The organism is Salipiger sp. PrR002 (assembly GCF_010500775.1).
Lineage (GTDB): Bacteria > Pseudomonadota > Alphaproteobacteria > Rhodobacterales > Rhodobacteraceae > Salipiger.
This window is the reverse complement of sequence record NZ_JAAGOU010000011.1, coordinates 35,438-56,346: the sequence shown is the minus strand read 5'-3', so window position 1 is coordinate 56,346 and position 20,909 is coordinate 35,438. Positions and strand designations below refer to the sequence as shown.

Genomic DNA, 20,909 nt, shown 5'->3' with positions numbered 1-20,909 from the left:
CGCCAAGACGTGAAAAACACGCCGGAAAAAACGCCAAAGACCAAGGCGGCTCAGCCGCCCCAACACGGAGGAAACCCCACCATGTACCCCCGCGCCTTCGCGCTGGCCGCTGGCCTTATGGCCGCTGCTGCTGCCGCCCAAGCCGAAACCGCCCTGCCCTTCGCGCTCGACTGGAAATTCGAAGGCCCCTCGGCCCCCTATTTCGTCGCCATCGACAAGGGCTACTTCGCCGATGCCGATCTCGCGGTGGAAATCTCTGCAGGATCCGGCTCGCTCGACGCCATTCCGAAGGTCGCCACAGGTGCGTTCCCGGTGGGCTTTGCCGATATCAACTCGCTGATCAAATTCCTCGACCAGAACCCCGGCGCGCCGGTCACCGGCGTGATGATGGTCTATGACAAGCCGCCCTTCGCCATCATTGGCCGCAAGTCGCTGGGCGTCTCCGCGCCCAAGGACCTCGAGGGCAAGGTGCTCGGCGCGCCGCCGCCCGATGGCGCTTGGGCGCAATTCCCGATCTTCGCCGCCGAGAACGACCTCGACACCGACGCGATCACCGTCGAGCCGGTCGGCTTCCCGACCCGCGAGCCGATGCTGGCCGAGGGCAAAGTGGCCGCGGTCACCGGGTTTTCCTTCACCTCCTATCTCAACACCGCACGTCTCGGCGTGGATGAGGCTGACATCTCGACGATCCTGATGGCCGACTATGGCGTCGACCTCTACGGCAATGCGATCATCGTCAACACCGACTGGGCGGCCGAGAACGGCGAGCTTCTGAAGGGCTTCCTCGCCGCCGTCGCCGCGGGCTGGAAGGACGCGGCGGCCGATCCCGCCGCAGCGGTGGAAAGCCTGATGACCCGCAACCCCGCCGCGGATGCCGAGCTTGAAACCCGCCGGCTGGAACTGGCGCTGGAGGCCAATGTGGTCACCGACTGGACGAAGGCGAACGGCTTCGGCCCGATCGACGACGCCCGGATGGACAGCGCGCTGGAGCAGATCAAGCTCACCTATGAGTTCCAGAACGCTCCCGACGCCGCGCTCTATTTCACCGGCGAATATCTGCCCGAGGGCGGCTTCCCGCTCGAGTGACATGGCCCCACCCCTGTCACCGGGGGCGGCAGGCCTGCCCCCGGTGAAGCGAAGGCACGACATGACCAACCTCATCGAGATCAAGGGCGTGCGCCACGCCTATAAGACCGCCCGCGGCCCGCTTCCGGTGCTGGACGGGCTTGAACTGGCGGTGCCCGAAGGCGGCTTTACCGCCGTCGTCGGCCCCTCGGGCTGCGGCAAGTCCACGCTGACCAAATTGGTCGCGGGCCTACTGAAGCCGGACGAGGGCGAGGTCTGGCTGCATGGCGAGAAGGTGAAAAGCCCTCGCTCCACCGTCGGCATGGCCTTCCAGAACCCGGTGATGCTGGAATGGCGCTCGATCCTCAAGAACGTCATGCTGCCGCTGGAGATCGTGCCCACCAAGCTCAGCAAGAAACAGCAGGAAGAGCGCGCGCGCTACCTGCTCGCCCTCGTCGGTCTCGAAGGCTTCGAGGACAAGCGCCCGTCCGAGCTTTCGGGCGGCATGCGCCAGCGCGCCTCGCTTTGCCGCGCCCTCGTCCACAGCCCCGAGGTGCTGATCCTCGACGAGCCATTCGGCGCACTCGACGCCTTCACCCGCGAGGATCTGTGGCAGATCATGCATCAGGTGAAGGAAAAAGAGCCTTTCACCGGCGTGCTGATCACCCACGACCTGCGCGAGTCGATCTATCTCGCCGATCAGGTGGTGGTGCTCTCGGGCCGTCCCGCCCGCACCCAGTTCACCCTCGACACCGGGATCACCGGCGCGCGCGGAATCGACCATCTCTACACGCCGCAGGCCGCCGAAATGCTCGCCACGCTGCGCCACCAGATCGAGATCGCGCAGGGCCGCGCCCCGGCAGAGGCGCCCGCCTGATGCCGAGCACGCGCGCCGCCCCCGCTTCTTCTCTTTCCAAATACGCAAATCCCGCCGCAGGGGCCCGCGCCTCCGCTGGCCGGGTCGCGGAGCAGAGCCCGTCATGACCTTCCGCCAGATCGCCGTCCCCACCCTCGCCATCCTCATCTTCCTCGCGCTCTGGGAGGCGCTGGTCTGGGTGATGGGCTGGCCGAACTACAAGATGGCCTCGCCCTCGGACCTCCTCCCCGCCTACGAGCGCTATTGGAGCCTGTTTCTGACCATGGGCTGGCAGACGCTCTGGCGCACCGTCGTGGGGCTGCTGATTGCCGTGATCTTCGGCACGGCGCTTGGCATGGTGATGGGCTTTTCGCGCACCATGCGCGACGCGCTCTACCCGCTGCTGGTGGGCTTCAACGCCGTGCCCAAGGCCACCGTCGTGCCGATCGTCGCGCTGATGTTCGTCGGCATGCATGATTTCAACACGGTGCTCATCGCTTTCATGATCTCCTTCTTCCCGATCGCCGTTTCGGTCTCGATTGGCCTGTCGACGCTGGAGCCCGAGTATCGCGACATCCTGCGCTCGCTCGGCGCCAGCCAGTCGGTGATCTTCTGGAAGATCGCCCTACCCAAAACCCTGCCGGAGTTTTTCGGCGCGCTGAAGGTGGCGGTGACGCTGGCCTTTATCGGCACCAACCTGATGGAGATCGTCAGCCCGCATGGCCGCGGCCTCGGCGCGCTCTTCGATTCCGGCAAGACCAATTCGGATTACCCGCTGATGTTCGCGGTGCTGATCGCCTTGGCCTTCCTTGGCATCGTGCTCTACTACGTGGTTGTGGCGCTGGAGAAAATCTTCACGGGCTGGGCCGAGCGCCCGCAGGGCTGAGCCCCGCTCAGCCCTTCCCCATCCGCGCCAGAAGCCATCCCTTCATGTCCGGATCCTCGAGCGCATAGCGCCCCCGCCCGGGCCGCCAGACCAGTTGCTTCTCGCGCAGCGCATCCAGCGCCTTCTGGATCGCCTGCGCCGAACTCTGACCTCCGATGATCTCGCCGACGCGGGCCACGGTCCGTTCGTGGAATGGCGCGAAATCGGCCCCGTCGCGGATCAGCACCTCGAGCACCGCGCGTTGCAGCCGCGTCAGCGCATCGAAATCCGATCCATATTGGTCCCAGACCCGCGCTCGCAGCTCATCAGCGCGCTCTTCCAGCGTGCGCTTCAGCCCGGCGCTGCCGGGCAGCCACGCCGCATGCTGCTGCACCACTTCCACCAGTTTCTCGGGCCGGTGCCCCAGCAGATCGAAGGCCCGCGCCACATCCTCGGGATCGAGCTTGTTGTCCTCCGCAAGCCGCGGGTTGATCGCCGCCACAAGCGCATCGACATAGGGCCGCCCCAGCGTCGGGAAGTCTTCGACCCGCGCGCCAAAGAAGGGTTGCTGGTTGGTCGAGACGAGCCCCGCCAGACCGTCCCGGTTCGATCCGGTGCACAGCACGAAAAGCCGCGCCCCCTCGGGGCGCTGGTTCATCGCGTCGCGCGCGGCTTTCAGCGCGAACATAGCGTCGAGCCCAGCCTCGGAGGTCACCGCCTGCTGCGCCTCGTCGATGATGAAGACCACATCGGATTTCGCCCGAGCGCCGATCTCGATCAGCGCCTCGGTCAACGTCAGATTGCGGCCCTCGGCGACACCGCCGATCTCGGCCCTAAGCCCGCCGATGCTGATCGCCTTCACCGGCAGGGCGCGCAGGGCTTTCTCGGTCGGCGTCGGCAGCGCGGTAATCTCGGCGGCCAGCGCGTCGGCAATGAGTTGCCCGGGGTCCGCCTTGCGGTCGGCCCAGAGGTCGACCAGCACCGGATGATCTCCGCGCGCCTCGAGCACGGGCAGAAGATCGCGGCGCAGGAAAGTGCTTTTGCCCGTCCGCCGCGGTGCCGCCAAGAGCAGGCCCGAAGGGCTGCCCATCAGCGGATCGAGCGACAGCCGCGCGGCAATTGCCTCGGCAAGCTCTTTGCGACCCACGTAAAATTCGCGTCCATTGCTGCGGCTGGTCATCGCACGGCCCCACTTTATAGCGATTTTGATAATTGAGGCTAGACCGGCGTGGCCCCGGGAGCAAGAGGGGCCCGGTCGCCCTTTATACCGGCCCAGATAAAACAAGGGAAAGCGTTGCTTGGACGCCTGCGGAAAAATCTCTTGCCCCGCCCCCTTGCGTCCCCCCGGTCCGGCACTCTATATGCGGCATTGAGAGGTTGGCGCGGGCAGGCGCCTCGCCAACCCGGTCAGGTCCGGAAGGAAGCAGCCGTAACGAGCCCCGCTTGGGTCGTTGTCCAGCCTCTCACCTCATCCCCCCGGCTTTATAGTCCGCAGCAAGATGCCCGGCAGCGGACTGGGCCTCAGCCCAGTCACTTGTCCCGCTCGGGCGTGCATGCTCTGCCGTGGTAAGTGCGCGCCGGTCGACAACTCGCGTGCGACGACCGGCGCACAGATCATTGCGCCGGCTCGGCCATGCGCTGCAGCGATTTCTCGATGCGGCGCCCGCTCTGCGTGTCGAAAAGATGCAGCCTCTGCGGATCGACCGCCACGTGCAGCTCATTCGTCAGCGGCGTGTCGCGGGTGTCGACCACCGCCAGAACCTGCCCGCCGACCAACCCGTGCACGATGCGCTGCGCACCCAGTTCCTCGACATAATCCTCTTTCATCGGCAGGCCGCCGGTCTCGACGATGCGCAGATCCTCGGCCCGGATGCCCAGCGTCACCGGCCCCGGCGCATTGCCCACCTCGGCCAGCGCATGACCTTCGAGCAGCACACGCCCGCCCTCGATCCGCGCATCCAGAAGGCTCATGGCCGGTGCCCCGATGAAGGAGGCGACGAAGGTGGACGCGGGCTTGCGGTAGACCTCAAGCGGCGCGCCGATCTGCTCGACCCGCCCGCCGTTCAGCACCACCAGCCGGTCGGCGAGCGTCATCGCCTCGAGCTGGTCGTGGGTGACGTAGAGCGAGGTCGTCCCGAGCCGCTGCTGCAGCTTGCGGATCTCCATACGCATAGACACCCGCAGCTTGGCGTCGAGGTTCGACAGCGGCTCGTCGAAGAGGAAGGCGGCGGGCTGGCGCACGATGGCCCGGCCCATGGCGACCCGCTGGCGCTGACCGCCCGACAGGGCGCGCGGCTTACGGTCGAGATATGGCCCAAGCTCCAGCATGCGCGAGGCCTCGGCCACCCGCTCCTCGATCACCGCTTTGCTTTCGCCGCGGTTCTTCAGCCCGTAGGCCATGTTGTCGCGGACCGACATATGCGGGTAGAGCGCATAGTTCTGGAACACCATGGCGATATCGCGCTCGGCCGGATCGAGGTCATTCACCCGCCGCCCACCAATCATCACGTCGCCGCGCGTGACCGTCTCCAGCCCCGCCACCATGCGCAGCAGCGTGGACTTGCCGCAGCCCGAGGGGCCGACGAGCACGATGAACTCGCCGTCCTTGATATCGATGTTCACATCCGAGACGGCATCGACGCCGCCGGAGTAGGTCTTGCCGACCGACTTGAGAGTAAGCTCAGCCATTATTTGTCACTTTCCGTCAGGCCCTTGATGAACATGCGCTGGAAGATCACCACCACGGCAACCGGGGGGACCATGGCCAGCACCGCGAGGGCAAAGGCTTCGTTGTAATCGGGGATCTGGCTGCCGACCCAGACCTGCAGGATCGACTTGATGCCGCGCATGAGCGTGTAAAAGCTCTCGTCCGTGGTCATCAGCAGCGGCCAGAGGTACTGGTTCCAGCCGTAGATGAACATGATGATGAAGATCGCCGCCATCATGGTTTTGCTCAGCGGCACCAGCACGTCGATGAAGAATTTCACCGGCCCCGCGCCGTCGATCCGCGCCGCTTCTAGCAGCTCGTCCGGCACCGAGCGGAAGAACTGCCGGAAGAAAAACGTGCCGGTGGCCGAGGCCAGCAGCGGCACGATCAGCCCGGTGTAGGTGTTGAGCAGATGCAGCTCCGACATCACCTGATAGGAGGGCACGATGCGCACCTCGAGCGGCAGCAGCAGCGTGGCGAAGATCGCCCAGAACATCAGCGTGGCAAAGCGGAAGCGGAAATAGACCAGCGCGTAGGCGGCCATCATCGACAGCACGATCTTCCCGATCGCAAAGCCGAGGCCCATGATCATCGAGTTGCCCAGCATCAAAAGGCCGGTAACGTCGCCGGTGAAACCACCCTTGTGAGTCAGCACCTTGCCGTAGGTCTCGGCGCCGTGGCTGCCGGGCGTGAGGTAGAGGCCATTCGAATGGATGTCGATCGCCGCATGGGTCGAGGACATCAGCGCCATGACCACCGGCGTGCAGAGAAACAGCGCGCCGAGGATCAGGATCAGGTGGTCGAGGGGTTTGATTTTCTGCATGGCGTCACCCGTAATGCACGCGGCGTTCGAGGAAGCGGAACTGCAGCACCGTCAGCAGAGCCACGACGATCATCAGGATCACCGACTGCGCCGAGCTGCCACCGATGTCATTGCCTTTGAAGCCGTCGAGATAGACCTTGTAGACCAGCGTCATCGGGTTGTTGGCGGGCTTGTCCTTCACGATGACGTCGATGATCGGGAAAGTGTCGAACATCGCATAGGTGATGTTGATCACCAGCAGGAAGAAGGCGGTGGGCGCCAGCAGCGGCAGGGTGATGTCCTTGAACCGGCGCCAGCCGGACTGCGCGTCGATCAGCGCGGCTTCGCGCACCGAGACCGGCACCGACTGCAACCCCGACAGGAAGAAGATGAAGTTGTAGGGGATCTGCTTCCACACGGCGATCACGATCAGCGCGGTGGCGGTGTCCCAGTAGTTGATGCCGACCTTCAGATCGTAGCCGAAAAAGGCGGCGAGATCCTTCATCGGCCCCATGTGCATGTCAAAGAACATCATGCCGATCAGTCCGGCGACCGGCGGCGCGATGGCGTAGACCGAGATCAGCAGCGTCTTGTAGGTCTCGGCGCCGCGGATCACCTTGTCGGCCTTGACCGCCAGCAGCAGCCCCAGCCCCAGCGCCAGCCCGGTCACCACCACGCAGAAAAAGGCGGTGAAGGCGGCGGTCGAGAGGTAGCCCGAACTGCTCAGCGCGTCGGTGTAGTTCTCCATCCCGACGAAGGTGGCGCCGAAACCGAAGGGGTCTTCGAGGTAAAACGACGAGGTCACCGCCTGCACGGAGGGCCAGTAGAAGAAGATCACCACCACCGCGAGCTGCGGCAGCAGAAAGAGCCATGGGGTGAGCGGGCGGTCGAACTGCACGCGTTTGACGGGGTTGGCGGTCTCGCCGCCCCACCACGCGCGCAGGCGATCCAGCGCGCTGCGCTCGGCCCTTGGCAAGGTCATGGGAGTGTCGGTCACGGGCTGTGTCCTGATCGGTCTGTGCGCCTGCGTGGCGCGTCAACGGCAGCGGGGCCCCGGACATCCGCCCGGGGCCCCTGAACGCGGCAGGGCCGGTCTTAGTTGGCGGTCTTGGCAAAGCGCGCCAGCAGCGCGTCGCCCTCTTCCTGGATGGTGTCGAACGCGGCCTGCACGTCGGTCTCACCCGAGAAGATGCGGTTGAACTCGCGTTCCATCACCGAGCGGATCTGCGGGTAGAAGCCCAGACGGTAGCCCTTGGACCATTCGCCGCCGTCGAGCATCAGCTGCTGGATGCCGACCTCGGCCACCGGCTGCTCGTCGTAGTAGCCTTCGCCCTTGGCCATCTCGTAGGCGGCCTCGGTGATCGGCACATAGCCGGTGTTCTTGTGCCAGTAGACCTGCGTCTCGGGCGAGGTCAGGAACGAGAAGAACTTCGCGGTACAGGCGTTCTCGGCGTCGGGTTTGCCGGCCATAGCGAAAAGCGCGGCGCCACCGATGAAGCTTTGCGTGCCGGCACCTTCGATGCTGTCCCAATAGGGCATGTAGACGGCGTCAAAATCGAAATCCGCCGATTTCTGCAGGCCGCCGAAGCTGCCCGACGAGCCGATCCACATGGCGGCCTCGCCCTCTTCGAAGGGCTTGAGGTTGTCAGCCCAGCCAGCGCCGTAGAAGCCATAAAGACCTTCGTCGGCCCATGCCTTGAGCTTTTCGAACATCATCACCTGGTTCTCATCGTTGACGATGATCTCGGTGCCGTCAGTGCCGTCGTAACCGTTGTTGTTGGTTGCGAACTGCTGGTTGTTCCGCGACTTGAAGTTCTCGACCATCATCCAAGTCAGCTGCGAGGCGGTCATCGGCAGGTAGCCGGCCTCTTTGAGCTTCGGAGCTACCGTTTCGAACTCTTCCCAAGTCTTCGGCGGCTCGACGCCCGCCTTCTCGAAGGCTTCGATGTTGTAATACATGATCGGCGCCGACGAGTTGAACGGCATACCGATGAACTTGCCATCGCTGTCAGCGTAGAAGTTCCGCACACCGGCGATGAAGTCGTCGCGGTTGAACTCTTCGCCCGCGCCCTTGATCAGGTCTTCGGCGGGGATCGTCGCGCCCTTCGCGGCGATGATGGTGGCGGCGCCCGCGTCGAACACCTGCAGGATGTTCGGCTGCTCACCCGAACGGAAAGCGGCGATGCCCGACGACAGCGCCTCTTCGTAGGTGCCGCGCGAGATCGGCGTCAGGTTACATGCGTCCTGCGCTTCGTTGAACTGCTGCGAAATCTCGTTGATCACTTCGCCGTTGCGGCCGCCCATGCCGTGCCACCACGTGATGTCGGTGGCAGCGAGTGCGGTCGAGGCGGTCAGTGCGAAAGTCACTGTCCCTGCTGCAAGCTTGATCATTGTGTCCCTCATTGGTCAGGCGTTGTCTGACCGCAGCCCCTAAGCCGGGACTGTGACACTTCGCATTACGTTGCGTGACGTTTTGATTTCGCCTGCGTGACGTTTCGATGACGTCCGGCCCCTTTGCCCCTGCCCTAGACGCAAAAGCAAACGCGCCGGGCAATGCCGGCGCGTTGCTCTGCTCGAGGTCTTGCGGGGGCTTCAGAAAAGCCCGGCCTCCTTGGCCAGCATGGCGGCCTGCGTGCGGTTCGAGGCGCCGATCTTGCGATAGAGCGTTTTCACGTGCAGCTTCACGGTCGGCTCGCGGATATCGAGATCGCGGGCGATCTCCTTGTTGGATTTGCCCTGCGTCAGCCCTTCGAGCACTTCAAGCTCGCGCGGGGACAGGCGCTCGGCCATCGGGTGGCTCGGCGCGGCCTCTTCCTGACGCATGAAGTCGAGCGGCGCATATTGCTCGCCCATCGCCATGAAGCGCACGGCGTTGACAAGCGACTTGGCAGAGAGGGTCTTGGGCAGGAACCCGGCGGCACCGGCTTCGAGCACCTGTTCGGCGACATCGCGGCTTGCGGTTCCCGAGATGATCGCCACGCGGTGCGTACCTTCAAGCGCGCGCATCTTGTGGAACCCGTCGAGTGCGTTCATCCCCGGCATCGAGTAGTCGAGCAGCACGAGATCAAACTGCTCGCCCGCCTTCACCAGCGCCTCTGCCTCGGAATAACTGGCCACGCAGACCGTCTCGAACGTGCCTTCGCCTTCAAGAAAGATCTGCAGCGTATCGCGCAGCAGGTCATGGTCGTCGGCGATCAAAACCCGCAGCATATTGGCCGGTCTGGTTAAACTTTGAGCCACCTGCCGAGCCATCATGTCCCGTCTCCCCGAAATCCTCCGACGAATCGCCGGTCATCGTTCTCTAAACAAATAGCAAATCTGTCGCCTGATTACGGTTAAATTAAGGACAAAAGGCGGCGTGTGACCTTCCTGCCATGCTAAACCTTGACGTGTTTTCGGCAAAATTCCGCTAACGTGTTGTATCAAGAGCCCATTGTCGCTCACCCCTGTCCGAAGGCTCCGTTACGGCATGGGCTGCCCCAAATAAAAAAGCGAGCTATGGCCGCGATCAGAGCTCCCTACCCGGACGGATAGGGAACCCTCCCATTGCCCCGATACCGCTTCGCTGCCGCGTATGACAGTATTCGACAACGCACCAAGGAGTCGCCCCATGTCTCTTCTTTCGCCCCTGCGCGCCGTGATTGCACTTGCCATCCTCGCCACGCCTGTGGTCGCGGAAGATCTGCCTGAACCCACGGGCGACCCGCTGCTGGTTGTCAGCGGCGCGATCACCAACACCAATGTTGGCGATACGGCGAGCTTTGATTTCGAGATGCTCGAAAATCTCGAAACGCGCACCTTCACCACCAAGACGATCTGGACCGACGGCGATCAGACCTTCACCGGCGTTCAACTCAGCGACCTGATGGAACTGGTGGGTGCCGAGGGCGACGTGATCAAAGCCACCGCGATCAACGACTATGCGGTCGACATCCCGCGTGAGGATTGGGTCGACGACGGGCCTATGGTCGCCTTCCTGAACAACGGCGAGACGATGCCCGTGCGGCAGAAGGGTCCGCTGTGGATCGTCTATCCGTTCGATCAGAACCCCGAGTATCAGACCGAGCAAATCTACTCGCGCGCAATCTGGCAGCTGGACCGCATCATCGTGCTTGACTAGGGCGCGCGGTTCATGCCCTTGGAGGCATGATTAAGTTGACCTTGTCTGAAGACACCTCAACCCAAAGTCGTACAACCCTCGTCCAGACCGGTGGCGCGGTATCCGCCCTCGTGCTCTGTGCCGGGCTCGTGGTTTGGCTGGGGTGGCTCGTCCTGCGAGAGATCGACGATTTCTCGGTCGCCAACTCCGACAACCTGCAGTGGAGCCTCGCGCAGGCGGATGTGGAGTTTCTGCAATTCCGGCTGGCGCTGAAAGAAGCGCAGGACGACCCCGAAGCGCTCGAAGGCGTGCGCCGCCGGTTCGACATCTTCTACAGCCGCATGGTCACCATGAGCAGCGGCCGCGTGTTCCATTCGCTGCGCGAGTCGCTGCAATCCTCGGCGCCGCGCATGCGGGTGCTGGATTTCCTCGAAAACACGGTGCCGCTGATCGACGGACCGGATGAGGGGCTGGAATCCGAACTGCCAGATATGCTCGCCCAGTCCGAGAGTGTCTCGGCTGACGTCCGCGCCTTCTCGCTCGCCGCGCTCTCGGCCTTTGCCGAGGTTTCGGATGCTCGCCGCGAGGGCATCACCGAGCTGATGATCTACATCGCCGCGGTGCTGCTGGCGCTCTTCGTCGGTCTCACGCTGCTGGCCTACGCGATGTTCCGCCTGTTCCGCCTCGCGCAGAAACGGGCTGACGCGCTGCAATTCGCCAGCACCCGGATGAAGACCATCGTGCAGACCTCGCCCAACGCCATTGTCGTGACCGATGAGGTTGGCGTGGTGCGCGAGTTCAACACCGCCGCCGAAACGCTTTTTGGCTACACCCGCGCCGAGGCTGTCGGGCGTCTGGCGCTGGAACTGATGGTGCCGCCCGAGAACCTCGCCCAGCATCAGCTTGGCGCGCTCAGCTTCATCGAAGAGCACCGCCGCCCGCGCCCCGAGGAACAGCATTTCGAGATCACGCTGCAGACCCGCGACGCGACGCTCTTCCCGGCAGAGATCTCGGCCGACCGCGCCGATGCGGAGAACGCTCTCTACGTCTTCTACATCCGCGACATCTCGAACTGGAAAGAAGCCGAAGAGCAGCTGACCGACGCGCGCGACCGGGCGCTGGCGGGCGAACGGACGAAATCGGAATTCCTCGCGGTGATGAGCCACGAGATGCGCACGCCGCTGAACGGGCTTTTGGGCGCCATGCAGCTGATGCGCGACCACAGCCTTTCGGTGCGGCAGACCGACCTGCTGGACCGGATGCAAAGCTCGGGCCGCCTGCTGCTGGAACTGGTCAACGATGTGCTCGATCTGGCCAAGTTCGAGGCGGGCAAGATGAAGGCCGACGAAGCGCCCTTCTCGATCAACCGGCTGCTCAGTGGCCTCGTCGAGACGGCGCAGCCGCTGGCACAGACCTATGGCAACGAACTCAACTGGCGCTGGTGCGGCCCCGAGGGCGATGGCGCCATCGGCGATGCCCGCCGCCTGCGTCAGGTTCTGCTCAACCTCGTCGGCAACGCGCTGAAATTCACCCGCGACGGCTCGGTCGAGATCGAGGTGGAATATCTCGACGCGGCGAAGACCGAGGTCGAGTTCCGCGTGATCGACAACGGCATCGGCATCGCCGAAAAAGACCTGACCCGCATCTTCCAGGACTTCGAGACGCTGGATTCCTCTTATGCGCGCGAGTCCGGCGGCACCGGCCTTGGCCTTGGCATCGCCCGGCGCTTCATGCGCCTGATGGGCGGCGAGATCGGCGCCGAAAGCGAACCCGGCGAAGGCAGCCTGTTCTGGATCCGCGTGCCGTTGCAGCCCGCGCCCGATTTCGCGGCCACCCCAGAAGAGCCCAGCACTTGCCCCGACAAGCCGCAGCGTCCGCTCGACGTGCTGCTGGTCGAGGACAATGAGATCAACCGCTTCATCGTGCGCGAGATGCTTGAGACCGAGGGCCATACCGTCAGCATCGCCGAGAACGGGCAGACCGGCGTCGATTGCGCAGCCTTGCGCCGGTTCGACGTGATCTTGATGGATATCTCGATGCCGGTCATGGATGGCACCACGGCGACCAGCCGGATCCGGGCCTCGGACGGGGCCTCGGCGGAGGTGCCGATCATCGCGCTCACCGCCCACGCCCTGCCCGAAGAGCGCGCCCGTTTCCACAAGGTCGGGATGAGCGCCTGTCTGACCAAGCCGATCGACCGCCCGCTGCTGCTGCGCACGCTGGCCGAGGTGACCGCCGCCAATTGCACCCCGAGCACGCCCTGCAGCGCCGAAGAGGCCGAGGCGCCCGAAGCCGAGGCGCCAGCCCCTCTGCAGGTGCCGACCCCGGTGGCCGCAGTGCCGCAGCGTGCCGAGGGCCTGCTGGACGAAGAACGGCTTGATGCCTTCCTGACGGAAATCCCGCGCGCCGCCGCCGGCAAACTGCTGGAGCGTTTCTTCACCGAGATGGACCAGAACATCGAAGCGCTGGCCGAGACCGCACCGGACGATCCCGATCTTGCTCCGGTCGCGCACCAATGCGCCGGGTCCTGCGGGCCGTTCGGTGTCGAGGCGCTGCGCTTGGCGCTTGGCCGGGTGGAGACGCAGGTCAAGCTCGGAGAGCAGCCCGCCCCCGAGGAACTGGCCGCTCTGCGCGCGCTCTGGCGCGACAGCCGCGCGGCGCTGGAGGCACGTCTCGAAGCTGCCTGACACCCGCCTGAAACCCGCCGGAGCCCCGGCATGACACAGCAAATGCGGCAGCCGTTTGGCTGCCGCATTTCTTTTTGCCTCAATTGCTTAGCGGGCCCGTCCCGACTCACCAAAGGGCGTTTTCCGCGGATCCGGTGAGTCGTTGGCCGCGCATCCTACCCGGACGGATAGGGCTCTCACCGCTTGCCCCATTTCCCTCCCCTCCGGCGCGAAAGACAGCGGCGGGCATGTCCAGTTAGAAAAGGTCACGGGCCGCATGTTGCTGCCCATTCTGTTTATCGGTTTTCACCCTGGTCCTGCCCCGCAGAGAAGGATGCCTGAAGATGCCCCGCTTTTCCGTCGTCATTCCCTGCTTCAACGCCGAAGACACCATCGGCGACACGCTCGACAGCCTGCTGGCGCAAACCGAGGGCGACTGGGAAGCGCTGATCATCGACGACGGCTCGACCGACGACACCCGACTGATCGTCGCCTCCATGGCGGGCATCGACCTGCGCTTCCGCCTGATGAAGAACAGCGGCGTCGGCCCCAGCACGGCGCGCAACATGGCGCTGGCCGAGGCCGATGGCGAAATCATCGCCTTCCTTGATGCCGACGACACCTGGCACCCTGAGAAGCTCGAACGCCTCGATGCCGTCTTCGACGATGAAGAGGTGGACGCCTGCTTTGCCCGCGTGGCGATGTATCAGGGCAAGAAGCGTTTTGGCCTTTCGCCCGAACCCGAGGCCAAGCTGACCGTCGATGCGCTGCTGAGCAACGATCCGGTCTGCACCATGTCCAACGTGGCGATCCGCCTCGAAAGCTTCCTATCCAGCGGCGGTTTCAACACCGAGATGGTTCACAACGCCGATCTTGAGTGGATGATCCGGCTCGTGGGTGACGGCGCGAACGTCATCGGCCTCGACGAGGTGCTGGTGAACTACCTCTCCTCGGCCAACGGTCTGTCCACCGATCTCGAAGGCATGGCGGCCGGCCGCGCGCTCGCGCTGACCAGCGCCGCACGCTACGGCGTCCTCAGCGATGCGCGCGCCGAGGCGGGCTACATGCGCACGCTCGCTGGCCGCGCGCTGCGCCTTGGCGCACCCGGCCTGCAAACCCTACGCCTTGGTCTTTACTGCTGCGCCGCTTGCCCCTCGGGCTGGTTCTCGAACCCATTCTCCGGCGTGCGCGTGCTGACGGGCGCCCTGCTCGCCTCCGTGCTGCCGCGCTCGCTGCGCTGCGCCCTGCTCTCGCGCTGAGACCGGAGCCGCCCTGATGCCCTGCGCCTCGATCATCGTTCCGGCCCATAACGCCGCAGACCGGCTGGAGCCCACGCTCCGCAGCCTCTGCGCGCAGAGCCGACCCGATCTCGAGATCATCGTCGTTGATGACGGCTCCACCGACGGCACCGCGGAACTGGCGGAGTCGCTGGGTGATCTGCGCATCCGCGTGCTGCGCCAGCGCACCCGCGGCGTCTCTGGCGCGCGCAACAGCGGCATCGCCGCCGCGCGTGGCAGCTACATCGGTTTTTGCGATGCGGGCGATCTGTGGAGCCCGACCAAACTGGCCGAACATGTGCTGCAGTTCGAGACCCGGCCAACTGTCGGGCTGAGCTACGCGGGCTATGAACTGCTGGACGCGCAAGGCACCCCGACAGGCATGAAGATCACCCCGCCGCTGCGCGGCACCGGCGCTGCGCGGGTGTTCCGGCGCAACCCGGTGGGCAATGGTTCGACCGCCATGTTCCGCCGCACTGCGCTGCGCGGGCTCGCCTTCCGTCCGCCGCAGGAGACCGAGCGCGATTGGTTCTTCGACGAGACCTTCCGCCAATGCGAGACCATCGAGTGCTGGCTGCGTTTCGCGCTCACCACCGATTGGGAGATCGCGGGCGTTCCGGGTGTGCTGAGCCGCTGCCGCGCCCCGGCCAATGCAAGCGCCGCCCGCACCGACAAGCATCTGGCCGCATGGGAGCGGATGGTCGGAAAGCTTGCGGCGCTCGACCGGCATTTCTTTGGTCGGCATTTCCGCGCTGCCCGCGCCTACCAATACCGCGACCTTGGGCGGCTTGCGCTGGTGAACCGCGACAGGAGCATGGCCGCCGCCCTGCTGCGCAGCGCACTTGCCACCTCGCCCAGCCCGCTTCTAGAAGAGCCGCGCGCCACGTTGTCGAGTTGCCTTGGAAGCCTGCGGCTCGCGCTGACAGGCTCTTCCGCCCGCCCCGATACATCGCCGCAGACCCGCGGCAGATCCGCCTGACCCACCCGCGCCTGGAGACTTGCCAATGCTTCGCATAGCCCATCTTCACGACGACCGCGCGAGCTACGGTCTTGCCCGCTATCTGGCGTTCCTGCAGAGCGATGCCGGGCTCGGTGCGCTGGCCGAGCACCGCCTTGTGCCGGTGTCGCGCTTTGCCGCCGGGGCCGCGCGTGTCGAGGCCGATGTCATCGTCTCCCATCTGCCGCTGTCGTGGCATAGCCTGCCGGGCCTGATGGCGCTGCGCGCGCGCCACCCCGGCACCACTTTGGTGCATGTGGAGCACAACCACTGCGAAGGCCTGCTGGCCGCCAGCACCCGCCGCCGCGGCCGCCTTCGGACCTCGCTGCGCAGCGGGCTCGCGCTTTTCGATCATGTGGTCGCCGTCAGCCAAGCGCAGGCGCGCTGGATGCGCCGCCACGCGCTGGTTCCGACGGGGCAGCTTTCGGTGATCCCGCCGAGCAGCGATCTGTCGGCTCTGGCCACCCTGCCCGGTCCGGTCGGCCCGGTGCGCCGGATCGCGGCGGTCGGCACGCTGCACCGCCAAAAGGGCTATGACATCCTGATCCAAGCCTTCGCTGCGGTCACCGCGCCCGAGGCACGGCTCGATATCTTTGGGGACGGGCCGCAGCGCGCCGAGTTGCGCACCATGGCCCGGCACGATCCCCGCGTAACCCTGCACGGCGAGGTCCCGGCGCAGGCGGCGCTGCGCCTTGCCGATGCGATTGCAATCCCTTCGCGCTGGGAGCCCTTCGGTCTGGTCGCACAGGAAGCGCAGGTCGCCGGGCGCAAGGTTCTGATGTCGGGCCGCGACGGGCTCTCCGAGCAGATGGGCCCCGGCACCGTGGCCATCGCCGATCTTTCGATCGGCGCGTGGAGCCGCGCGCTGAGCGACGTGCTCGCCGCACCCGCAGAAGCGCCGCGCCTGCCCGCCGAACTGCCGCATGAAGCCACGCTTCAGGGCTGGCGGGCCCTGCTCGAGCGGGTCGCGCTGCGCCAGCGCGGCAAAGCGACCGGCTTCGCCACAATCTGAGCCACGCGGTCGCGGCTCGGCACGCGCGCCATCGTCAGCCCGCAGCGGCGGCGCAGATCTGCTGCTGCTGGCGTCCTTGCATCAGCAACCAGTCCCGCAGCGCCCGCCCCATGGGTTTTTCCAGCGACGCCCGGTCCCACGCCAGCCCGTAAGGCACCGCAAGCGGCATGCGCAGATCGAAGGGCACGACGAGCCTGCCGCTGGCCAGTTCCTCGCCGATCATCGCCAGCTGTCCCAGCACAAAGCCCCGCCCCGACACCGCCGCGTCGATCGCGCTCGACGACAGCGCGAAGGTCAGCGCGGGCTTGGCCGAACTGGGCGGCGGCGGCAGGCCGCAATGGGCGGCCCATTGCTCCCAGTCCGGCACCTGATGCGCGGCGAAACTGTCTGTCCAGACGATCTCGAGCAGCGGAAACTCGAATATCTCTTCGGGCCGCTGCAGGTGACGCCCGCCCAGCAGCGCGGGCGCGCAAGCCGGAACGATGCGATCGGTGAACAGCTCGGTGTAATGCTCATGCGGCGGACGGTCTTCAAAGAACAGCCGGAAATCGACGTTGTCATGGTGCAGATCCGGCTCGATCTCGGTGCCCATAAGGCGCACCGGCGCACCGGGATTTTCGGCGGTCCACTCGAACAGCCGCGGCCCCAGCCATTTGTTCGTCACGGTGGTGAGCGAGCTGATCACGAAGCCATGGCGATTGCGCGCCCGCGCCAGTGCCGCCCCCGCGTGGTTGAGTTGGGCAAAGCCCTTGCTCAGTTCGGCGTGATAGACCCGGCCCCAACTGGTAAGCTCCAGCTGTCGGCCACGCCGCTCTAGCAGCACGAGGCCCAGATGCTCTTCGAGCCGGTGCACCTGTTGGCTGACCGCGCCCGAAGACACCCCAAGCTCCTGCGCCGCGCGGCGCACAGAGCCGCAGCGACCCACCGCTTCAAAGGCCTGCATGGCACGGAGATTTGGCAGCGGTGGCATCACGGTCCTTTCGAGTGGCGCCGCGAGTGAACCACGCGCCCCCGGCATTGCCAAGCAGCGCCCGCGCGCGCCCGGCCCGGATCAGAGCAGGAAGTCGTCCTCTTCGAGGTCTTCGTCCGAGGCGATGGCCAGCGTCTGCGTCTCGCCGTCGATGTCAAAGCTGAGGCTGGCGTTGCCATCTACCTGCGTGAGCGCGGCCATCAGCGCCTCTCCGTCTTCCCAAGCGCCGATCTCCGACAGATCGATCTGATCGCCCTGCGTAAAATCGGTGATGGTGACATTGCCCGCCACGGCCCCAAGCCCGAACACATCCGCCCCGTCGCCGCCGGTCAGCGTGTCGTCTCCGCCCCCACCGATCAGCGTGTCGGCACCGTCACCGCCTTCGAGAAGCTCATCCTCCTCGGTGCCGGTGAGCTGCAGATGTGCCTCACCCTCCGCGTCGAGCGTCCAGACGCTGCCCGGCTGGGTCACGCTGACATCGGCGATCTCGCCCTGCAGCGCGCTGTCGCCGGTCCCGCCGAGCAGGTTGCTCAGCCGGTCGCTATCGAGCGGCACGACGCCGTCACCCTCGGCGATCTGTTCGCCGTCCTTTTCGACATACATGAAGCCGCTCTCGTCGACCCCGACGCTCCAACTGGCGGTCTCACCCTCGGTGATCGCGTCCTCGGCGACGACGTAATGCGTGCTGCCGCCCTGCGTGACCGAAAAGACCACCGCATTGCTCGGGCCAAGCTGGCCGAAGGCGATGCGATCTTCGCCCGCATCGCCAAACTCAAAGACCTGCTGGCCGCTGGCATCGGTGATGTCGTCAAAGCGCAGCGTGGCCGAAAATTCGAAAGCGCCGTCGATCTGCGGCAGGTTGCCATCGGACTCAGCAGGCTCCGCATCCGTCTCGTCGCCGGTCTCGGTGGCGGCACCGTCCTCGCTCTCGTCGGGCGTGGTCTCGGTGGTCCCAGCCTCGGGGTTCCACACGGCGCTGCCCTGCGTGATCGAAACGCCGCTCATCTCGCCCTGCAGCGTGCTGTCGCCCGTCCCGCCGAGCAAGTTGCTGAGCCGGTCACTATCCACCGGCACCACGCCGTCGCCTTCGGCGATCTGCACGCCGTCCTTCTCGATATACATGAAGCCGCTGTCGTCGACGCCGACGGTCCACTCGGCAGTCTCGCCTTCGGTGATCGCATCTTCGGCCACGATAAGCGCCGTTACGCCATCCTGCACGATCTCGAAGAGCACCGCGCTGCTCGGACCAAGCTGGCCAAAGGTGATCCGGTCCTCGCCCTCGCCGCCGAATTCGAACACGCGCTGGTCGCGGGCATCGGTGATATCATCAAAGCGGATCGTCGCCTCGAACTCGAAAGCGCCGTCGATCTGGGGAATGGTGCCTGCGTCACTTTCCGAAGAGCCGTCGTCCGTGCCGCCCGATGTATCGCTGGCGCCGGTATCGGTGCCGGTTTCGGTCCCGGTCTCGGTGTCGCCGCCCGTTCCGGTATCGGTGCCCGTATCAGTGCCCGTATCAGTGCCTGTATCCGCGCCCGTCCCGGTCTCCGTACCTGTGTCTCCTCCGGTGTCCGTCTCCGAGGCATCGTCGTCCAAGGTCCAGACGTCGCTGCCCTGAGCGATAGAGACATCCGCAATCTCGCCGATTAACGCGCTGTCGCCCGTGCCACCAAGCTGGTTCACCGACCGCTCGGTATCGGAGGGCACCACGCCATCGCCCTCGGCAACCTGCACGCCATCCTTATCGACATACATGAACCCGGTCTCGTCGACGCCAACGGTCCAGGTCGCGGTCTCGCCCTCGGTGATCGCGTCTTCGGCCACCACCATCCATGTGGCACCATCCTGCACGAGTTCAAAGATCACCGCACTGCTGGGACCAAGCTGGCCAAAGGTGATCCGGTCCTCGCCGCTGCTGCCGAATTCAAAGACCTTCTGCCCCGACGCGCCCGACAGGTCGTCAAAACGGATGGTCGCCTCGAATTCGAAGGCACCGTCGATCTGCGGCAGGTCGGCAGAGCTGGTGTCACCGCCGGTGTCACTGCTGCCGGAATCCGTGCCCCCCGTATCCGTACCCCCGGTATCGGTGCCGCCTGTATCCGTACCTGTGTCCGTGCCTCCGGTGTCCGTTTCCCCGGTGTCGGAACCGGTATCCCCCGTCTCCTCAGAAGCCTCCGCCGCAGGGATCCCCAGCGCCTCAAGCTGCGCGGCCGATGCGACCTGCGACGCCAGTACCCCGACAAGCGTCAGCGACACCCCGCCCGGAAAGCCCAGAACCGCATCACCCGTGCCATCGCCGACGGTGTCGCTGACCGTGACGTCGGCCGTGTCGACCGGCGCGCCATCGTCATCCGTCAGCCCCGAGACATCGAGAAGATCGTTCCCGGCGTAGCTGCCGTCGCCCAGATCGGTCGGTGCCAAGAAGCCCGTCACCGCATCGAGACCGCCGCCATCGGCCAGCACCAGCGTGTCGACGCCGGAGCCCAGCACAATCGTCGCGACCTCGTCGTAGACCAGCGTCGAGGTGCCATCGGTGAGGCTGCCGATCTCCGGCGTCACATTGGTCAGGTCGATGCGCAGCGCGTCGGTGACAGCCGACAGATCGAGCGTGTCGCCGACAACCTCGTCGACGCCTTCGGCATCCACGGTGTCATTGCCGAAGTCATTTTCGATATGGAACGTGTCGTCGCCCCAGCCACCCCAATAGGAATCGTCGCCGGTGCCACCCCAAAATTCGTCATTGGCGTAGGAGCCGCGCATCCAGTCGTTGCCCGCCCCGCCGATCAGCGTGTCGTCGCCCTCGTTGCCCTCAAGCGTGTCATCGCCATCGCCGCCGCTGACGTAGTCATCGCCATATTGCCCGTAGAGCGAGTCGCTGCCCGCGCCGCCCTCCAACGAATCGTCGCCTTCGTTGCCGGTGATGGAATCGTCGCCGTCACCGCCGGTGACCGTGTCCGCGCCCTCTCCGGCATAGACCGTATCGTCACCATCGCCGCCGGTGATCACGTCATCTCCCGCGTAGCCGAGCATACTGTCGCTGCCCGCGCCACCGTCCAGCGTGTCATCACCCGCGCCGCCACCAAGCGTGTCGTCGCCGCCGCTGCCATCCACGACCGAGAAAAAGCTCCACTCCGTGGTTCCGCCCAGTTGCGCATCGAAGGCGGCAGGCGCGGTCGCATCGCCGACCATGAAACTGGCGCCGCCGTAGTTGAGGAAGAGAACGAGGTTGGCTTGATCGAACTCGATCCCGAAGTCCGCAGGCAATGCAGAGAGATCGAGCGTGTGCCCGCCAGACTCTTCGGAGACCGCCGCCCAGAAAGCGGGATCATTCCAGTTGTCGAGCGTCACCGCGTAGGTCGTCATAACCGCATACCCTTCACCGGACCACGCCCGTCGGCACGGCCAAAACCACCCGACCGGTTCTGCGCCGGGAATCGAGTCTCGTTAGGGAGAGTTTGCGGCAACTTTTGGGCATCACCCAGAGCCACCATTTCGCACAGAGAAACAGCCCAATCAGGGGCCGCCGAAAAGCGCCCTCACAGAGACAATCGGGCACAATTTCTCGTTATCCGCCGCTTTCAGGCAGGGGAAACGGC

General features: G+C 65.4%; 16 protein-coding genes and 1 other RNA gene. 9 read left to right on the top strand and 8 right to left on the bottom strand.

Features of this window, described 5'->3' with window-relative positions:
- Positions 1-81: 81 nt before the first annotated feature.
- The 3 genes from G0A00_RS13305 to G0A00_RS13295 all read left to right on the top strand — a co-directional run bounded on the left by G0A00_RS13305 (position 82) and on the right by G0A00_RS13295 (position 2,807).
- Positions 82-1,086 carry an ABC transporter substrate-binding protein gene (locus tag G0A00_RS13305; protein ID WP_164183994.1) on the top strand — a complete coding sequence of 335 codons (1,005 nt, stop codon included), beginning with the start codon at positions 82-84 and terminating at the stop codon, positions 1,084-1,086.
- Between the two features lie 61 nt (positions 1,087-1,147).
- Positions 1,148-1,942, top strand: coding sequence for an ABC transporter ATP-binding protein (locus tag G0A00_RS13300; RefSeq protein WP_164183997.1), 795 nt, complete (start codon positions 1,148-1,150; stop codon positions 1,940-1,942).
- A gap of 103 nt (positions 1,943-2,045) precedes the next feature.
- Positions 2,046-2,807 carry an ABC transporter permease gene (locus G0A00_RS13295; RefSeq protein ID WP_164183999.1) on the top strand — a complete coding sequence of 254 codons (762 nt, stop codon included), beginning with the start codon at positions 2,046-2,048 and terminating at the stop codon, positions 2,805-2,807.
- Between the two features lie 7 nt (positions 2,808-2,814).
- Here G0A00_RS13295 and G0A00_RS13290 read toward each other — a convergent pair whose 3' ends face one another.
- Positions 2,815-3,966 carry an ATP-binding protein gene (locus G0A00_RS13290; RefSeq protein ID WP_164184001.1) on the bottom strand — a complete coding sequence of 384 codons (1,152 nt, stop codon included), beginning with the start codon at positions 3,964-3,966 and terminating at the stop codon, positions 2,815-2,817.
- A 190-nt stretch (positions 3,967-4,156) separates the two neighbouring features.
- On the opposite strand from G0A00_RS13290, the gene ffs reads away from it, so the two are divergent.
- An RNA gene (gene ffs / locus G0A00_RS13285) (signal recognition particle sRNA small type) lies at positions 4,157-4,255 on the top strand.
- 145 nt (positions 4,256-4,400) lie between these two features.
- On the opposite strand, the gene G0A00_RS13280 is transcribed toward ffs, so the two are convergent.
- The 5 genes from G0A00_RS13280 to G0A00_RS13260 all read right to left on the bottom strand — a co-directional run bounded on the left by G0A00_RS13280 (position 4,401) and on the right by G0A00_RS13260 (position 9,502).
- Positions 4,401-5,474, bottom strand: coding sequence for a sn-glycerol-3-phosphate import ATP-binding protein UgpC (locus tag G0A00_RS13280; protein WP_164184003.1), 1,074 nt, complete (start codon positions 5,472-5,474; stop codon positions 4,401-4,403).
- Complete coding sequence (gene ugpE / locus G0A00_RS13275; protein WP_164184005.1) at positions 5,474-6,316, bottom strand: sn-glycerol-3-phosphate ABC transporter permease UgpE; 843 nt, start codon at positions 6,314-6,316, stop codon at positions 5,474-5,476. Before ugpE ends, G0A00_RS13280 begins: the two co-directional genes overlap by 1 nt.
- A 4-nt stretch (positions 6,317-6,320) precedes the next feature.
- Positions 6,321-7,292: an ABC transporter permease subunit gene (locus G0A00_RS13270; RefSeq protein WP_164184007.1), complete on the bottom strand. Its 972-nt coding sequence runs from the start codon at positions 7,290-7,292 to the stop codon at positions 6,321-6,323.
- Positions 7,293-7,390: 98 nt separating this feature from the next.
- Positions 7,391-8,686, bottom strand: a complete 1,296-nt coding sequence (locus G0A00_RS13265) for an extracellular solute-binding protein (protein WP_164184009.1) — start codon at positions 8,684-8,686, stop codon at positions 7,391-7,393.
- A gap of 201 nt (positions 8,687-8,887) precedes the next feature.
- The gene (locus G0A00_RS13260; RefSeq protein WP_066110342.1) at positions 8,888-9,502 is read right to left on the bottom strand and encodes a response regulator transcription factor; all 615 of its coding nucleotides are present in this window, start codon (positions 9,500-9,502) and stop codon (positions 8,888-8,890) included.
- A gap of 403 nt (positions 9,503-9,905) precedes the next feature.
- On the opposite strand from G0A00_RS13260, the gene G0A00_RS13255 reads away from it, so the two are divergent.
- From G0A00_RS13255 to G0A00_RS13235, 5 genes are all read left to right on the top strand, one after another.
- Positions 9,906-10,415: a molybdopterin-dependent oxidoreductase gene (locus G0A00_RS13255; protein ID WP_203595373.1), complete on the top strand. Its 510-nt coding sequence runs from the start codon at positions 9,906-9,908 to the stop codon at positions 10,413-10,415.
- A 41-nt stretch (positions 10,416-10,456) separates the two neighbouring features.
- Positions 10,457-13,081 (top strand): ATP-binding protein, encoded by a 2,625-nt coding sequence (locus G0A00_RS13250; RefSeq protein WP_164184013.1) that lies wholly within the window; start codon positions 10,457-10,459, stop codon positions 13,079-13,081.
- 323 nt (positions 13,082-13,404) lie between these two features.
- On the top strand, positions 13,405-14,319 hold the full coding sequence (locus tag G0A00_RS13245) for a glycosyltransferase family A protein (RefSeq protein ID WP_164184015.1): 915 nt from the start codon (positions 13,405-13,407) through the stop codon (positions 14,317-14,319).
- Between the two features lie 16 nt (positions 14,320-14,335).
- Complete coding sequence (locus G0A00_RS13240) at positions 14,336-15,316, top strand: glycosyltransferase family A protein (protein WP_164184017.1); 981 nt, start codon at positions 14,336-14,338, stop codon at positions 15,314-15,316.
- 25 nt (positions 15,317-15,341) lie between these two features.
- The gene (locus G0A00_RS13235; protein ID WP_164184019.1) at positions 15,342-16,346 is read left to right on the top strand and encodes a glycosyltransferase family 4 protein; all 1,005 of its coding nucleotides are present in this window, start codon (positions 15,342-15,344) and stop codon (positions 16,344-16,346) included.
- A gap of 34 nt (positions 16,347-16,380) precedes the next feature.
- Here the strand turns inward: G0A00_RS13235 and G0A00_RS13230 are convergent, their stop codons facing one another.
- Together G0A00_RS13230 and G0A00_RS13225 are read right to left on the bottom strand one after the other, a co-directional pair.
- On the bottom strand, positions 16,381-17,316 hold the full coding sequence (locus G0A00_RS13230; protein WP_203595372.1) for a LysR family transcriptional regulator: 936 nt from the start codon (positions 17,314-17,316) through the stop codon (positions 16,381-16,383).
- Between the two features lie 81 nt (positions 17,317-17,397).
- On the bottom strand, positions 17,398-20,676 hold the full coding sequence (locus G0A00_RS13225) for a calcium-binding protein (RefSeq protein ID WP_164184023.1): 3,279 nt from the start codon (positions 20,674-20,676) through the stop codon (positions 17,398-17,400).
- Between the last annotated feature and the right edge of the window lie 233 nt (positions 20,677-20,909).

Excerpts from the sequence above, each read along its gene's own strand:
- G0A00_RS13305 (WP_164183994.1), top strand. The coding sequence starts at position 82 with ATGTACCCCCGCGCCTTCGCGCTGGCCGCTGGCCTTATGGCCGCTGCT.
- G0A00_RS13300 (WP_164183997.1), top strand. The coding sequence starts at position 1,148 with ATGACCAACCTCATCGAGATCAAGGGCGTGCGCCACGCCTATAAGACC.
- G0A00_RS13295 (WP_164183999.1), top strand. The coding sequence starts at position 2,046 with ATGACCTTCCGCCAGATCGCCGTCCCCACCCTCGCCATCCTCATCTTC.
- G0A00_RS13290 (WP_164184001.1), bottom strand. The coding sequence starts at position 3,966 with ATGACCAGCCGCAGCAATGGACGCGAATTTTACGTGGGTCGCAAAGAG.
- G0A00_RS13280 (WP_164184003.1), bottom strand. The coding sequence starts at position 5,474 with ATGGCTGAGCTTACTCTCAAGTCGGTCGGCAAGACCTACTCCGGCGGC.
- ugpE (WP_164184005.1), bottom strand. The coding sequence starts at position 6,316 with ATGCAGAAAATCAAACCCCTCGACCACCTGATCCTGATCCTCGGCGCG.
- G0A00_RS13265 (WP_164184009.1), bottom strand. The coding sequence starts at position 8,686 with ATGATCAAGCTTGCAGCAGGGACAGTGACTTTCGCACTGACCGCCTCG.
- G0A00_RS13255 (WP_203595373.1), top strand. The coding sequence starts at position 9,906 with ATGTCTCTTCTTTCGCCCCTGCGCGCCGTGATTGCACTTGCCATCCTC.
- G0A00_RS13245 (WP_164184015.1), top strand. The coding sequence starts at position 13,405 with ATGCCCCGCTTTTCCGTCGTCATTCCCTGCTTCAACGCCGAAGACACC.
- G0A00_RS13240 (WP_164184017.1), top strand. The coding sequence starts at position 14,336 with ATGCCCTGCGCCTCGATCATCGTTCCGGCCCATAACGCCGCAGACCGG.
- G0A00_RS13235 (WP_164184019.1), top strand. The coding sequence starts at position 15,342 with ATGCTTCGCATAGCCCATCTTCACGACGACCGCGCGAGCTACGGTCTT.
- G0A00_RS13230 (WP_203595372.1), bottom strand. The coding sequence starts at position 17,316 with ATGCCACCGCTGCCAAATCTCCGTGCCATGCAGGCCTTTGAAGCGGTG.
- G0A00_RS13225 (WP_164184023.1), bottom strand. The coding sequence starts at position 20,676 with ATGACGACCTACGCGGTGACGCTCGACAACTGGAATGATCCCGCTTTC.